Origin of the sequence: Streptomyces tamarix (assembly GCF_032423885.1) — a bacterium.
GTDB classification, from domain to species: Bacteria; Actinomycetota; Actinomycetes; order Streptomycetales; family Streptomycetaceae; genus Streptomyces; species Streptomyces tamarix.
In genome coordinates this window covers 63,113-77,322 of sequence record NZ_JAWCTQ010000003.1, presented here as the reverse complement: position 1 = coordinate 77,322, position 14,210 = coordinate 63,113, and the positions used below count along the sequence as shown (strand labels likewise).

Annotated in this window: 11 protein-coding genes and 1 tRNA gene; 3 read left to right on the top strand and 9 right to left on the bottom strand. The window is 72.1% G+C overall.

The window, feature by feature from the left end:
• Positions 1 to 214: 214 nt before the first annotated feature.
• From RND61_RS03690 to RND61_RS03680, 3 genes are all read right to left on the bottom strand, one after another.
• Positions 215 to 287 (bottom strand) — tRNA-His (locus tag RND61_RS03690).
• A gap of 103 nt (positions 288 to 390) precedes the next feature.
• Complete coding sequence (gene orn / locus RND61_RS03685) at positions 391 to 1,002, bottom strand: oligoribonuclease (RefSeq protein ID WP_315876192.1); 612 nt, start codon at positions 1,000 to 1,002, stop codon at positions 391 to 393.
• An 86-nt stretch (positions 1,003 to 1,088) separates the two neighbouring features.
• Entirely contained in the window at positions 1,089 to 2,291 is a 1,203-nt protein-coding gene (locus RND61_RS03680; RefSeq protein WP_315876191.1) for a helix-turn-helix domain-containing protein, read from the bottom strand.
• A 1,102-nt stretch (positions 2,292 to 3,393) separates the two neighbouring features.
• Here RND61_RS03680 and RND61_RS03675 point away from each other — a divergent pair.
• From RND61_RS03675 to RND61_RS03665, 3 genes are all read left to right on the top strand, one after another.
• Positions 3,394 to 3,915, top strand: a complete 522-nt coding sequence (locus tag RND61_RS03675; RefSeq protein WP_315876190.1) for a universal stress protein — start codon at positions 3,394 to 3,396, stop codon at positions 3,913 to 3,915.
• A 628-nt stretch (positions 3,916 to 4,543) separates the two neighbouring features.
• On the top strand, positions 4,544 to 5,758 hold the full coding sequence (locus RND61_RS03670) for an alpha/beta hydrolase family protein (RefSeq protein WP_315876189.1): 1,215 nt from the start codon (positions 4,544 to 4,546) through the stop codon (positions 5,756 to 5,758).
• Positions 5,759 to 6,081: 323 nt separating this feature from the next.
• On the top strand, positions 6,082 to 6,600 hold the full coding sequence (locus RND61_RS03665; protein ID WP_315876188.1) for a hypothetical protein: 519 nt from the start codon (positions 6,082 to 6,084) through the stop codon (positions 6,598 to 6,600).
• An 84-nt stretch (positions 6,601 to 6,684) separates the two neighbouring features.
• Here RND61_RS03665 and glmS read toward each other — a convergent pair whose 3' ends face one another.
• The 6 genes from glmS to RND61_RS03635 all read right to left on the bottom strand — a co-directional run bounded on the left by glmS (position 6,685) and on the right by RND61_RS03635 (position 14,127).
• Positions 6,685 to 8,502, bottom strand: coding sequence for a glutamine--fructose-6-phosphate transaminase (isomerizing) (gene glmS, locus RND61_RS03660; RefSeq protein WP_315876187.1), 1,818 nt, complete (start codon positions 8,500 to 8,502; stop codon positions 6,685 to 6,687).
• A gap of 113 nt (positions 8,503 to 8,615) precedes the next feature.
• The gene (locus RND61_RS03655; RefSeq protein WP_315876186.1) at positions 8,616 to 8,891 is read right to left on the bottom strand and encodes a hypothetical protein; all 276 of its coding nucleotides are present in this window, start codon (positions 8,889 to 8,891) and stop codon (positions 8,616 to 8,618) included.
• Positions 8,892 to 9,070: 179 nt separating this feature from the next.
• Positions 9,071 to 10,864, bottom strand: coding sequence for an IucA/IucC family protein (locus RND61_RS03650; protein WP_315876185.1), 1,794 nt, complete (start codon positions 10,862 to 10,864; stop codon positions 9,071 to 9,073).
• The gene (locus RND61_RS03645) at positions 10,861 to 11,436 is read right to left on the bottom strand and encodes a GNAT family N-acetyltransferase (RefSeq protein WP_315876184.1); all 576 of its coding nucleotides are present in this window, start codon (positions 11,434 to 11,436) and stop codon (positions 10,861 to 10,863) included. Before RND61_RS03645 ends, RND61_RS03650 begins: the two co-directional genes overlap by 4 nt.
• A complete protein-coding gene (locus RND61_RS03640) occupies positions 11,433 to 12,701 on the bottom strand; it encodes a lysine N(6)-hydroxylase/L-ornithine N(5)-oxygenase family protein (protein ID WP_315876183.1) in 1,269 nt (422 codons plus the stop codon). The genes RND61_RS03645 and RND61_RS03640 overlap by 4 nt, the downstream gene beginning before the upstream one ends.
• A complete protein-coding gene (locus tag RND61_RS03635; RefSeq protein WP_315876182.1) occupies positions 12,685 to 14,127 on the bottom strand; it encodes a pyridoxal phosphate-dependent decarboxylase family protein in 1,443 nt (480 codons plus the stop codon). Before RND61_RS03635 ends, RND61_RS03640 begins: the two co-directional genes overlap by 17 nt.
• Between the last annotated feature and the right edge of the window lie 83 nt (positions 14,128 to 14,210).

The following is a 14,210-nucleotide window of genomic DNA, read 5'->3' as shown; positions in this document are numbered from 1 at the left end:
GGCGGAGGCCCGTTCGCGTACCGGCGGCCCACTGCGGCGGTCGCGGGCGGCCGGTGCGCGTACCGGCGGCCACGGGGCGGCCGGTACGCGAACGGCGGCCGGTGCGCCCGTCCGGCGGGGCCGGGGTGGCGCGGGCGGACCGCCGCACCACCGGTCGCAAGGCACGACGACGAAGGGCCGACCCGTTTCCACGGGTCGGCCCTTCGTTCATCAGGGTGAGTGACGGGACTCGAACCCGCGGCATCCTGGACCACAACCAGGTGCTCTACCAGCTGAGCTACACCCACCATGTCCGGTCGTTTTCCTGACCGGCCGAGAAAAAGTGTACAGGGTCCTGGAGGGTGCTCGCGCACACGTTTCCTCGGGGCGGTGCCGGGGCGGTCCGGGGACCTACTTCGGGGGCTCCGCCGGGAGGACGTGGCGGGCCGCGATGGTCTTCGCCGTGTCCGAGTCGGGGCCGGGCTGCGGGACGAAGATCGCCTCGCGGTAGTACCGCAGCTCCGCGATGGACTCGCGGATGTCGGAGAGCGCCCGGTGGTTGCCGTTCTTCTCCGGGCTGTTGTAGTACGCCCTCGGGTACCAGCGGCGGGCCAGCTCCTTGACGGAGGAGACGTCGACGATCCGGTAGTGGAGGTACCTCTCCAGCGTGGGCATGTCACGGGCGAGGAAGCCGCGGTCGGTGCCGACGGAGTTGCCGCACAGCGGGGCCTTGCCGGGCTCCTTGACGTGCTCGCGGATGTACGCCATGACCTGCGCCTCCGCGTCCGCGAGAGTGGTGCCGCCCGCGAGCTCGTCGAGGAGTCCGGAAGCGGTGTGCATCTCGCGCACCACGTCCGGCATCGTCTCCAGCGCCACGTCCGGCGGGCGGACGACGATGTCCACGCCCTGACCGAGCACGTTCAGTTCCGAGTCGGTGACCAGCGCGGCCACCTCGATGAGTGCGTCGTCCGTCAGCGAGAGCCCGGTCATCTCGCAGTCGATCCACACCATGCGATCGTTCATGCGTCCACCTTAAGGGGGCCGCCGGTGGCGGGGTGGTCTCGCGCTCCCCTCACCGACGGCCCCCTCGGGACGTGCCGTGTCCTGCGTTACGGCGCGCTGCGCTGGCCCGGCAGCGAGGCCCGGCCGGACGTCAGCGCGTCCATGTGCTGCTTGCCCGGCTCGCCGCCCAGGCCGGCCGTGGCGCCCGCCGTGGGACGGCGCAGGCCGTGCCCGCCCTGCCCGCCCGCGCCCTGCGGCGGTACGAGCGGCTCACCGACCGGCGCGGCCCCGTCGCCCTGCGGGCGGCGTGCCCGGTAGGCGGCGCGGTACGCGGCCGGGGACGAGCCGAGCTGGCGCCGGAAGTGGCCGCGCAGCGCCACGGGCGAGCGGAAGCCGCAGCGTCCGGCGACCTCGTCGACCGAGTAGTCGGAGGTCTCCAGCAGCCGCTGCGCCTGGAGCACCCGCTGGGTGATCAGCCACTGCAGCGGCGCGCTGCCGGTGAGCGAGCGGAACCTCCGGTCGAAGGTCCGCCGGCTCATGTACGCCCGGGCGGCGAGCGTCTCCACGTCGAACTGCTCGTGGAGGTGCTCCAGCGCCCACGCCACCACCTCGGCCAGCGGGTCGGCACCGATCTCCTCCGGGAGGGACCGGTCCAGGTAACGCTCCTGGCCGCCGCTGCGGCGCGGTGGCACGACGAGCCGCCGGGCGAGCGCGCCGGCCGCCTCCGTGCCGTGGTCGGTCCGCACGATGTGCAGGCACAGGTCGATGCCCGCCGCCGTTCCCGCGGACGTCAGCACGTCGCCGTCGTCGACGAACAGCTCCCGCGGGTCCACGTGGACCGACGGGTAGCGCTTGGCGAGCGTCGGCGCGTACATCCAGTGCGTGGTGGCGGGCCGCCCGTCCAGTAAGCCGGCGGCGGCCAGCACGAAGGCACCGGTGCACAGGCCGACGATCCTGGCTCCCTCCTCGTGCGCGCGGCGCAGCGCGTCGAGCGCCTCGGCGGGTGGCGGCGAGGTGATCGACCGCCAGGCCGGTACGACGACGGTGCCCGCTCTGCTGATCGCCTCCAGGCCGTACGGTGCGGAGAGTTCGAGTCCCCCGGTCGTGCGCAGTGGCCCTTCCTCGCCCGCGCAGACCAGCAGCCTGTAGCGCGGAACTCCGGCGTCCTGGCGGTCAACCCCGAACACCGAAAGTGGGATGGAACTCTCGAAGATGGGGCCGCCGCTGAACAGCATGACGGCGACGACCTCGCGACGGCGGCGTCCGGACAGTTTGCGTCCGGTCTCCGGTGCGGCGGAGTCCTGGCTCATGACGCTAAGCCCCCCTCGGTGTTCGCGTCTCCTAGGTCCTGTCGCTCCTGCACGTTTCCCCTCGGTTTTGCACGAGACCCCGTTCTCCGATAGTCATGATCGAATCTACTGCGTCCCGCAGCGCCGGAATGACAAGTTCCGCATCCAGCGCTATGTCGACAAGGCAACTTGGCGTGAAGCATTCGATCACGAAGCGTTTCACCCTCAGGGGCCCCCAGGGAAGTGCGTCTCACGCTCATGGCCCATCCGCGTAGGGTGCGCGAGACGGCCGCGGCCCTTATCTCCCAGGTGGCAAGGGGGTTCGCAGGCCATTCCGGCAAGGATCGGCGGGTACGCCGAAGTTGGCTGAAAACATATGGGTCCGCGTGTGCGAACCCGTCAGCCTCGCGACACGTGCGGCGCCCCGGCTCCATCCGCGCGCGGCTCCCGGCGCGTCCCCGACGCGGCTCTGGCACGGCTCGCGGGTGGGCGCCCGCCGCCCCGTACGGCCCCGCTACCCCCACCTCGGCGCGGTACGCCTCCCGGTCCGGGACCGGCTCCGGCGCGGTGGGGGACGCCCGGGGCGGCGGGCGAGGCGGCGGTGCTGCGGAGCGAGAGGGCAGGGGCCCGGGCCGAGCCCGAGCCCACGTTCCGGCCGCCCCGGGCGTCGCGATCCTGCGGCGGAACGCCGCCTGTGGCGGCCTGCCGCCACCCGGTCCGCCGGGGGGAGGGGGCGCACCAGTGGCCCGGCTGGGCGGGGCGGGATTCCCGGTGGCGCGTGGGCCACTGTAAGAGTCGGGTGTCGTTCGTCCTGGGTGGGGCCTCGCTCGTCCCGGAGCGGCCGGAGCCGTCGCGGAGACCCGGGGGTACCGTGACGGCGGTCACTGTGGGAGCATCCTGAGTGACCCTCCGAAACTGCTGTAGGGGCCAACCGGCGTTGCGTCGAGGAGCGGGCTCGTGCATGCTCCTGGAACGCCGCGAGCGCGGTGGCGGACCCTGGGCACGAGAGGAGTGGCGCCGTACCCTTGGGGGTATGGGCAGGGGAAGATGATTCCCGGACACGGCTCCGCTGTCAGACGCCCCTTGAAACCCTCCCACAAGGACCTTCTTCGCCGAGACACCCATGGCCGGTCACGAATTCCCTGAACCAGCCGACCGCAGGCAGGTCGCCGATTCGGCGGTGGACCCCCTGGCGGCGGCAGACACGCGTCATGCATGTGACCCCGCGTTCCAGCACGGCGTCGTCGTCGGCTTCGACGGCTCGACCTCCAGCGAGCGGGCGCTCGCGTACGCGATCGGCATGGCCCGCCGGTCCGGGTCCGGTCTGATCATCGTGCACGTCGCGAACCGGCTGCCCACCACCGTGTGGGCCGGCTGCGAGCCGCCGGTCTTCGTCGACGTCCCCGACCACCGCACCGAGGTCCTGGGGCTGGAACTGGCCTGCGCCGACCACCTGTCCGAAGTGCCCTGGATCCTCGTCGAGCGCGGCGGCGACATCTGCCACGAACTGGAGGAGGTCGGCCGCGAGTACTCCGCCGACGCCATCGTCGTCGGCTCCACCCACGGCCTCGCCGGGCGGATCTTCGGCTCCGTCGCCGGCCGGCTCGCGCGCCGCGCGCAGCGGCCCGTCGTCGTCATCCCGTAGCGCGCCCCGCCGCGCCCCGTAGCGCACCCCAGATAGTTCACGGATAAATCAAGCCACGGTCGGAGGTGGCTTGTGCGCTTGTGAAGCGCTTGAGGGGGCGGGAAGCCGCGCGACCGTGCAGGAGGCCCGTTGCGGCGGACGGCGCCTCCACCCCGGCCGTCCCGCGCTCGCCCGGTCGCCCCGTCCGTCCTGCGCTCACCCCGGCCACCCCGCGCCCGGCCCCGGTCGTCCCGGTCCTCCTGGGCTCGCCTCGGCTGCTCCTCGGTCACCTCGACCGCCTCGCGCTCCCCCTGCGTTCGCCTCGTCCGTCCCGCGCTCGCCTCGGTCGTCTCTGCCGCCTCGGTCGTTCCGTACCCGCCCGCCCGCCCGCCCGCCCGCCCGCCCGCCCGCCCGCCCGTCTGCCCTTCGCCCGCCCCGCCGTCCCGTGCCCGCCCCGGTCGTCCCGCGCTCGCCCCGGGCGCTGCGCGCTCGTCCGGTCGCGGCCCTCCCCGCCCCCGCCTGCCACCTCGGTCGTACGGTGACGCCGCGTCAACAACCTCCGGGCGTACGGGAGATCACTCCCCGGGTGTACGGCTCCCGGACCGGAGGACGACGACCCGGCCCCCGCCGTCCGCCTAGCGTCCTGCCCATGAAGTCGCCACGTACTCTGCGCACGGCCGCCGCCGCGGCCCTCGTCATCGCCCTCACCGCCGCCGCCCCGGCGGCCGCGCAGACCCCGCCCCCCGTCACGACCGTCACCGCCACCACCACCGACCAGGCCGCCCAGCGGTCCGCCGAAGGAGTGCTGCTGCCCCGGCCCACCGGGGCCTTTCCGGTCGGGCGGGACACCCTCCACCTCGTCGACCGGTCGCGCGCCGACCTGTGGGTGCCCGAGCGGCCCCGCGAGCTGATGGTCGACTTGTACTACCCCGCCCGGTCCGCCGCCGGCGCCCCCGCCCCGTACGCGGACCCGCGCGAGGCGCGGCTGCTGCTGGAGGCCGTCGGCGCCCGCGACCCCGAGGCCGCCGCCAAGCTGGCCGCCACCCGCACCCACAGCGTCGCCGGTGCCCGCCCGGAGCGCGGCCGGCACCCGCTGGTCGTGCTGTCGCCCGGCTTCGGCGGGCCCCGGTACACGCTGACCACCCTCGCCGAGGACCTCGCCAGCCGCGGCTACGTCGTCGCCGTCGTCGACCACGCCCACGAGGCGGCCGGTGCGGTCTTCCCCGGCGGACGCGTCCTGACCTGCGTGGCCTGCGAGAAGGCCGAGACGCTGGAGGACATGCGGAAGGCCACGGTGAACCGCGGCCAGGACATCGCGTTCGTCCTGGACCGGCTGGCCGGGCCGCGCCCCGCCTGGCGGCACGCCTCGATCGTCGACCGGAAGCGGATCGGCGCCGCGGGCCACTCCCTGGGCGGCGCCTCGGCGGCCTCCGTCATGGCCCAGGACCCCCGCGTGCGCGCGGGGGTCAACATGGACGGCTCGTTCGGCGACCCGGTACCGGCCGGCGGGCTCGACGGGCGCCCGTTCATGATGCTCGGCACCCACACCGGCGTGCACCTGCCCGGCAGTCAGGACCCCACCTGGGACGAGGCGTGGCGGAACCTCGACGGCTGGAAGCGCTGGCTCAGCGTGGAGGGCACCGACCACCTGACGTTCTCGGACATACCGATCCTCTTCGACCAGCTCGGCATCCCGTACGACGCGCCGACCCAGCCGACGATCCGCGCCGAGCGCGCCGTGGAACTGGTCCGCGCGTACGTCGCGGCCTTCTTCGACCTGCACCTGCGGGGCCTGCCCCGGCCGCTCCTCGACGGGCCCACGGCGGACCACCCGGAGGTGCACTTCAACCCGACCGCGCGGTGACGCGTTCCGTTCGAACCGCCCGTCGCCGGGTGCACTCCAGCCCGACCGTGCGGTGACCCGGCGGCCGGGGGCGCGGTCCGCGCCGTTCCGGTCGCGCCGAAAGCCCTGACGGGAGCGGTGCGCTCCGGCCGGCCCGCAGGTCGGCCGGGACGCCGGGGCGGCCGAAAGGCGGCGGACCGCGGGGGAGGGGCACTTGTCCGGGGCGAGTGCCGCTGACAGTCTTCCAGCGCGCGCTCTGCGGCGGCCGGGGCACGGGTCAGACCCCCGGTCGACCCCCCACCCGTTGGCTCTGCCCGATGGACCGTCCACCAGGAGTGCCTCCCATGCTGCGAACGATCCCGCGCACGCTGCTCGCCGCCGCGGCCACCGCCGCCCTCGCCGTCGCCACGGCCGTCACCCCGGCCGCCGCCGCCCCCGCCCCCGACACGGCGCCCGCCTCCGTCGCCGAGGCGCCCGCGCCCGCCGCCGAGGCGGGCGGCACGGCGGCGGCCTCGGGATTCTGGTCCTGCACCGTCCCGTCCGGCTACACGTACACCAGCGCCCGGAGCACGCTCGGCTGTTCCACCGGCGGCGGCTTCACCACCGAGTACTACGTCCAGCCGCCCGCCGACAACCTGTGGGCCTGCACCACCATGCCGGGCTTCACCTACACCTCCACGCAGAGCACCCTGGACTGCTCCACGGGCAGTGGTTTCCGCACCAAGTACCTGCTGCACACGCCCGTGACGGGCCTGTGGGCGTGCACCGTCCCGACCGGCTTCACCTACACCTCCACGCAGAGCACCCTGGACTGCTCCACGGGCAGCGGCTTCCGCACCAAGTACCTGCTGCGCGCCGTGTAGGCCGCCTCCGGACGCGACGGGGCCCGGGACCCGGACGCCGAGGCGGCCGGGCCCCGGGCCCGGGGCACGTGGGGGACGTACCGGCTACTCGACCGTGACGGACTTCGCCAGGTTGCGCGGCTTGTCGATGTCCCGGCCCATGGCGAGGGCCGTGTGGTACGCGAAGAGCTGGAGCGGGATGCCCATGAGGATCGGGTCCAGCTCGTCCTCGTTCTTCGGCACGACGATCGTGTGGTCGGCCTTCTCCTGCTCCTGGTGCGCGACGGCGAGGATGCGCCCGCTGCGGGCCTTGATCTCCTCCAGGGCGGCGCGGTTCTTCTCCAGCAGGTCGTCGTCCGGGACGATCGCGACGGTCGGCAGCGCCGGCTCGATCAGCGCGAGCGGGCCGTGCTTCAGCTCGGACGCCGGGTACGCCTCGGCGTGGATGTACGAGATCTCCTTGAGCTTCAGGGAGGCCTCGAGCGCCACCGGGTAGCCGCGCACCCGGCCGATGAACATCATGGACTGGGCGCCCGCGTACGCGGCGGCCAGCTCCTTGATCTCGTCCTCCAGCTTGAGGATCTCGCCGATCTGCTCCGGCAGCTTGCGCAGGCCCTCGATGATCCGCTTGCCGTCCGTGACGGACAGGTCGCGGATGCGGCCGAGGTGCAGGGCGAGCAGCGCGAAGGCGACCACGGTGTTGGTGAAGCACTTGGTGGAGACCACGCAGACCTCCGGCCCGGCGTGGACGTACACGCCGCCGTCGGCCTCGCGGGCGATGGCCGAGCCGACGACGTTGACGACGCCGAGGACGCGGGCGCCCTTGCGCTTCAGCTCCTGGACGGCGGCGAGCACGTCGTACGTCTCGCCGGACTGGGAGACGGCGACGTACAGCGTGTCGGGGTCGACGACCGGGTTGCGGTAGCGGAACTCGGAGGCCGGCTCGGCGTCGGCGGGGATGCGCGCCATGCCCTCGATGAGGCTCGCGCCGATCATGCCGGCGTGGTACGAGGTGCCGCAGCCGAGGATCTTGATCCGGCGGATCGTGCGGGCCTCGCGGGCGTCCAGATTCAGCCCGCCCAGGTGCACGGTGGAGAACCGGTCGTCGATGCGTCCGCGCAGCACGCGGTCCACCGCGTCGGGCTGCTCGGAGATCTCCTTGTGCATGTACGTGTCGTGGCCGCCCATGTCGTACGAGGCGGCCTCCCACTCCACGGTCTCCGGCGTCGCGGTGGTGGACGCGCCCGACGTGGTGTAGGTGCGGAAGTCGTCGGCCTTCAGGGTGGCCATCTCGCCGTCGTCGAGCGTGACGACCTGGCGGGTGTGGGCGACCAGGGCGGCGACGTCGGAGGCGACGAACATCTCCTTCTCGCCGATGCCGAGGACGACCGGGGAGCCGTTGCGGGCGACCACGATGCGGTCGTTGAAGTCGGCGTGCAGCACGGCGATGCCGTACGTGCCCTCGACGACCTTCAGTGCCTCGCGGACCTTCTCCTCCAACGTGGCGGCCTGCGAGCGGGCGATCAGGTGGGTGAGGACCTCGGTGTCCGTCTCCGACGCGAAGACGACGCCGTCCGCCTCCAGCTTGGCGCGCAGCTCGGCGGCGTTGTCGACGATGCCGTTGTGGACGACCGCGACCTTGTTCTCGGGGTCCAGGTGCGGGTGCGCGTTGTGGTCGCTCGGCGCGCCGTGCGTGGCCCAGCGCGTGTGGGCGATGCCGGTGGTGCCGGTGAAGCGCTTGGGGATGCGCGCCTCCAGGTCGCGGACGCGGCCCTTGGCCTTGACCATCTTCAGGCCCGAGGACTTCGGGCTGGTGATCACGACACCGGCGGAGTCGTAGCCGCGGTACTCCAGCCGCTGGAGGCCCTCCAGCAGCAGCGGGGCGACATCACGCTTACCGATATAACCGACAATTCCGCACATAGAGTTGGTACCCCTCCTGGTTTTGGGTGTGTGCCCGGGCGCTTCCCGTCCGGACGGTCCGGCCCGGTCGGATCGACTGGCCCGGTCGGGCCGACCGGTCCGGTCCGGCCGGTTCAGCCGTAGACGATGCGGCGCAGTTGCCGGAGCGAGAGCTCCGGTGGCGCCACGGCGCGGTGCGGCAGCTCCGCCGCGATGCGTTCAAAGATCTCCGCGTTCACCGCCCCGGCGGCCTGGAGCTCCCGGTGGCGGCGGCGGACGAACTCCTCCGTCGTCTCGTCGAAGTACGCCAGCACGTCGAGCACCACCCGGGCGGCCTCGCCGCGCTGGAGCGCGGTGCTGCGCACCAGGTGGTCGATGAGGTCGTCATGTGACGGGCGGCGATCGAGCACCCGTAGATATTGCGGGGTGAAGGGGCGCCTCCGCAAGAAATCTGCCCGTTATCGGGCAGGAGTCGTCATGATCGTAAGCAAAAACGGGCCTGGTCTAGACCGGAGGGGTCGGGAAACGACGAAACCGGGGCCCGGAGGAGGACCGTACTCCTCCGGGCCCCGGCCGGTCCGGGGCGCCCCTACGGGCGGTACTTGGCGATCGGGTTCCGCAGCGTCCCGACGAGCTGGAGCGCCGCGGACGGGTCCGCCAGGTCCACCATCTGCCGGTTGTTGCGCAGCTGGAGCCGGTTCAGGCAGGACAGCGTGAACTCCTCCGCGAAGACGTCGTACTGCGCGAACCTGTCCGCCAGCTCCGGCCGCGACTCCTGGTACGCCGTGACGCACTCGGCGACCGTCCGCCAGAACGACTCCTCGTCGAGGACGCCGTCGGCGTCCAGCGTGGCGCCCAGGAAGCGGAAGAAGCAGTCGAAGACGTCGGTGAAGACCGACAGCAGCTTCTGGTCCTCGGGCACCTCGACCCGGATGCGCTCCACGGCTGGCGGCAGCACCGCGTGCGGGTCCATGACGACGATCTCCTCGGCGATGTCCTTGAAGATCGCCCGCTGGACCGCGCCGTCCTCGATGACGAGGATCACGTTCTCGCCGTGCGGCATCCACGCCAGGTCGTACGCGTAGAAGGTGTGCAGGATCGGCAGCAGGTACGCGTCCAGGTAGCGGCGCAGCCACCGGTCCGGGGCGAGGCCCGACTCCGCGATCAGCGCGCCGGCGAACGACGCGCCCTCGTGGTCGACGTGGAGCAGCGACGCCATCGTGGCCAGCCGCTGCCCCGGCTCCAGGGACGGCACCGGGCTCTCCCGCCACAGCGCGGCGAGCATCTTGCGGTAGGGCGAGTACCGGTCGGTGGCCGCCTCGTACTCCAGGTGCCGGTAGCCGACCGCCGCGCGCTCCCGGATGATCGAGAAGCGGGCCGCGCGCAGCACGTCGTCGCGGTCGATCAGGTTCGCCAGCCAGTCGTTGATGGCGGGCGTGGCCTGCATGTACGCGGCGGACAGGCCCCGCATGAAGCCCATGTTCAGCACCGACAGGGCCGTCTTGACGTAGTGCTTGGCCGGGTCCGAGGTGTTGAAGAACGTACGGATCGACTGCTGCGCCAGGTACGCGTCGTCGCCCTCGCCGAGGTACACCAGCCGCTGCTGGGCGATCTCCGCGGCGAAGGTGACGGTCAGCTTGTTCCACCACTGCCAGGGGTGGACCGGCACGAGGAGGTAGTCGGCCATGTCCAGGCCCCGCTCGGCGAGCGTGCGGGCGAAGGCGTCGACGGTGGCGTCGCCCAGCTCGGCGCGGACGAACGCGTCGTACTCGATGTCCGCGCCGGCCGTGAAGGCGGCGCGGTCCCGGTGCGCGGCCAGCCAGACGAGCCGCAGCGGGCTCGCCGCCTCCGGCGCGTACGCGTGGTACTCGTCGCCGCCGAAGCCGAGCCGGCCGTTGTTGGCGACGAAGCACGGGTGGCCCTCGGTCATGCCCGTCTCGACGGCCTGGAAGTCCGACGCCGCCAGCTCGGCGGCGGTCACCGGCGGTTTGGCGGACTTGTACGCCGTGCCGGAGAGGGTCGAGGAGATCTCCTCCAGGTACACGGGGAGGATCTCGTCGCTCAGGCCCAGCGCGCCGCGCAGCTCGATGACGAACTCCAGCGCGTCGACCGGCAGCTCCTTGCCGTCGCGGTGGCGGCTGATGGAGTCGGCGTACACCTGCCAGTGGTCCAGGGCGAACCGGCCGGCGGTGAAGCGGTACTCGGTGGTGCCGTCGTCGCTGAGGACCCGGTAGCGGCCCTCGCCCAGCGGCTGCGGGTCGAGCAGCCGCTCGTGGGAGAACTCGGCGAGGGCCTTGCGGACGAGGAGGCGGTTGGCGTGCGCCCAGCGCTCGGGGGTGAGGTGGGCGACGGCGCCGGCCGCGCGGTACGCGGGGGCGCTCATCGAGCGGCCCCCACGGCCGCCTCGAACGCCTCGCGGGTGCACACGCTCAGCAGTGCCTCCTTCTCGGGCTTGACGATCTTGTCGACGGGGACGAAGCCGACCGCCTCGTTGAGGGCGTGGACGGCGGTGTTGCGGACGTCCGGCTCGACGACGACGCGGGCGGTGGCCGGGTCGCGGAACAGTTCGGCCATCACGGCGGTGATCACGGCGCGGGTGAAGCCGTGGACCGGGGTGTCGGTCGGGGCGACCAGGAAGTGCATGCCGACGTCGCCGGGGAGCGGGTCGTACAGGCCGACCAGCTCGACCCGCGCGGGGTCGTAGCGCTCCATCAGGAACGCCGGCTCCCCGTCGTGGAGGCCGAGGAACGCGTCGTGGTGCGGGTGCGCGGCGATGGCCATGTAGTCCCGCTCGACGTCCTCCAGCCGGTGGTCCTGCATCAGCCAGTAGGACGCCTTGGGGTGGGTGACCCAGCGGTGCACCAGCTCGGCGTCGGCCAGCGGGTCGAGCGGGCGGAACGTGAAGGTGCCTATGCCGGGCGCCGCGTGCGCGGCGGTGGTGCCGGTGGTGCTCATACGGTGAACTCCTGGAACGCGATGGACTTCTCGACGGGGTAGTACTCGGTCCCCAGCAGCTCACGGATGATGTAGGAGTTGCGGTACGCCCCCATGCCCAGGTCGGGGGAGGTGATCGAGTGGGCGTGGACCCCGGCGTTCTGCAGGAACACGCCGCGGCCCGTGACGTCGATGGAGTAGTTGCGGGCGATGTCGAACCGGCCGTGCCCGTCCCACTTGAGCCGGTCGTGCACGGGCTCCAGGAACGCGGGCACGCGGTACTTGTAGCCGGTGGCCAGGACGAGGCCCTCGGTGCGGATCTCGTACTCCTTGCCCTGCTCCTCCTGGCGCAGGCCCAGGGTGTACGTGCCGGTCGCCGCGTCGTACGACGCGGTGTTCAGCGACGAGTTGGTGAGCAGGCGCGTGGGGGCGGGGCCGTTCAGGTTCTTCTGGTACAGCAGGTCGAAGATGGCGTCGATGAGCTCGCCGTTGATGCCCTTGAAGAGGCCCTTCTGCTGGGCCTCCAGCCGGTAGCGGGTCTCCTCGGGCAGGGCGTGGAAGTAGTCGATGTACTCGGGGGACGTCATCTCCAGCGTGAGCTTGGTGTACTCCAGCGGGAAGAAGCGCGGGGAGCGGGTCACCCAGTTCAACTGGTAGCCGTGGACGTCGATCTCGGAGAGCAGGTCGTAGTAGATCTCCGCCGCGCTCTGGCCGCTGCCGACGAGGGTGATCGACTTCTTCGCCTTGAGGGCGTCCCGGCCCCGCATGTACCGGGAGTTGTGGAGGAAGTCGCCGCCCAGGTCCCGGCAGGCGTCGGGGACGTACGGCGGGGTGCCGGTGCCCAGGACGAGGTGGCGGGCGCGGAACGTGTCGCCGGCGTCCGTGTGGACCGCGTACACCTCGGCGGCCTCGTCGTACTCGACGCGGGTGACGGTCGTGCCGAAGCGGACGTTGCCCAGTTTCCCGGCGGCCCAGCGGCAGTAGTCGTTGTACTCGGCGCGCAGCGGATAGAAGTTCTCGCGGATGTAGAACGAGTACAGCCGGCCCTTCTCCTTCAGGTAGTTGAGGAAGGAGTACGGCGAGGTGGGGTCGGCGAGCGTGACGAGGTCCGACATGAACGGCGTCTGGAGGTGGGCGCCCTCGAGGAACATCCCCGAGTGCCACTCGAAGTCCGGCTTCGACTCCAGGAACAGGCCGTCGAGCTCCGCGATGGGCTCGGTCAGGCAGGCGAGGCCCAGGTTGAACGGACCCAGTCCGATACCGATGAGGTCAAGAGGCGTGGACAAGGTTCTCTCCCAGGTACTGCTCGGCGTGGCCGGCTATCAGATCGAGGACGGCGGCGATGTCGTGCACGGTCGTCTCGGGGTTGAGCAGGGTGAACTTCAGGTACTGGCGGCCACCGACCTTCGTGCCGGCGACGACGGCCTCGCCCGACGCGAACAGCGCCTTGCGGGCGTGCAGGTTGGCGCGGTCGATCTCCGCGGGGGCGGTGACGGCGGCCGGGACGTAGCGGAAGACGAGCGTGGACAGCGACGGCCGGACCACCACGTCGTACCGGGGGTCGGCGGCGAGCAGGTCGAAGCCGGCCGCGGCCAGGTCGCACACCTCGTCGAAGAGCTGGCCGATGCCGTCGGCGCCCATGACGCGCAGCGTCAGCCACAACTTGAGCGCGTCGAAGCGGCGGGTCGTCTGCAGCGACTTGTCGACCTGGTTGGGGATCCGCTCCTCGACGGTGCGACGCGGGTTGAGGTAGTCCGCGTGGTACGTGGCGTGGCGCAGCGTCGCCCGGTCGCGGACCAGCACGGCGGAGGAGCTGACGGGCTGGAAGAACGACTTGTGGTAGTCGACGGTGACGGAGTCGGCGCGCTCGATGCCGTCCAGGAGGGAGCGGCGGGTGGGGGAGGCGAGCAGCCCGCAGCCGTAGGCGGCGTCGACGTGCATCCACGCGCCGTACTCGGCGGCCAGCGCGGCGATCTCGGGCAGCGGGTCGATGGAGCCGAAGTCGGTGGTGCCGGCCGTGGCGACGATCGCCATCGGCACGAGGCCCTCGGCGGCGCAGCGGGCCAGCTCGGCGGCGAGGACGACGCTCTGCATGCGCTTGTCGCGGTCGCAGGGGATCGACACGACGGCGGACCGGCCGAGGCCGAGGAGCTGCGCGGACTTCTGGACGCTGAAGTGGCTGCACTCGGAGGTGAAGATGCGCAGTTTCGTCAGGTCGTCCGTCTTGGCCTCTTCGCGGGCCAGGAGCAGCGCCTGGAGGTTGGACTGGGTGCCGCCGCTGGTGAACACGCCGTCGGCGGAGGGTCCGAGGCCGATGCGCTCGGCGGTCCAGTCGACGAGGCGGCGCTCGATCAGCGTTCCGCCGGCGCTCTGGTCCCACGTGTCCAGGGAGGAGTTGACCGCCGAGAGGACCGCCTCGCCGAGCACGGCCGGGATGACGACCGGGCAGTTGAGGTGGCCCAGGTAGCGGGGGTGGTGGAAGTAGACGGCGTCCCGGAGGTACAGCTCCTCCAGCTCGTCCAGGGCGGCGGAGGTGTCGCCCAGGGGCCGGTCGAGGTCGACGGCGGAGACGAGCGGTGCGAGGTCGTCGGGGGTGACTCCGGTGAACGGGCGCCGCGTGGTGGCGAGTTTGCGCGCCACCCGCTCGACTCCTTCGGTGACGGAACGTCGGTACTGTTCCGCCGTCGCGTCATTGAGCAGGTGCGAGCGCATGCGACATCCTCCCGGATGCGGGGACTTGGGCGTCCCTCAGGACAGGGTGAGGGGCGAGGGACGTTGTGTTACTTAGGTTAGCC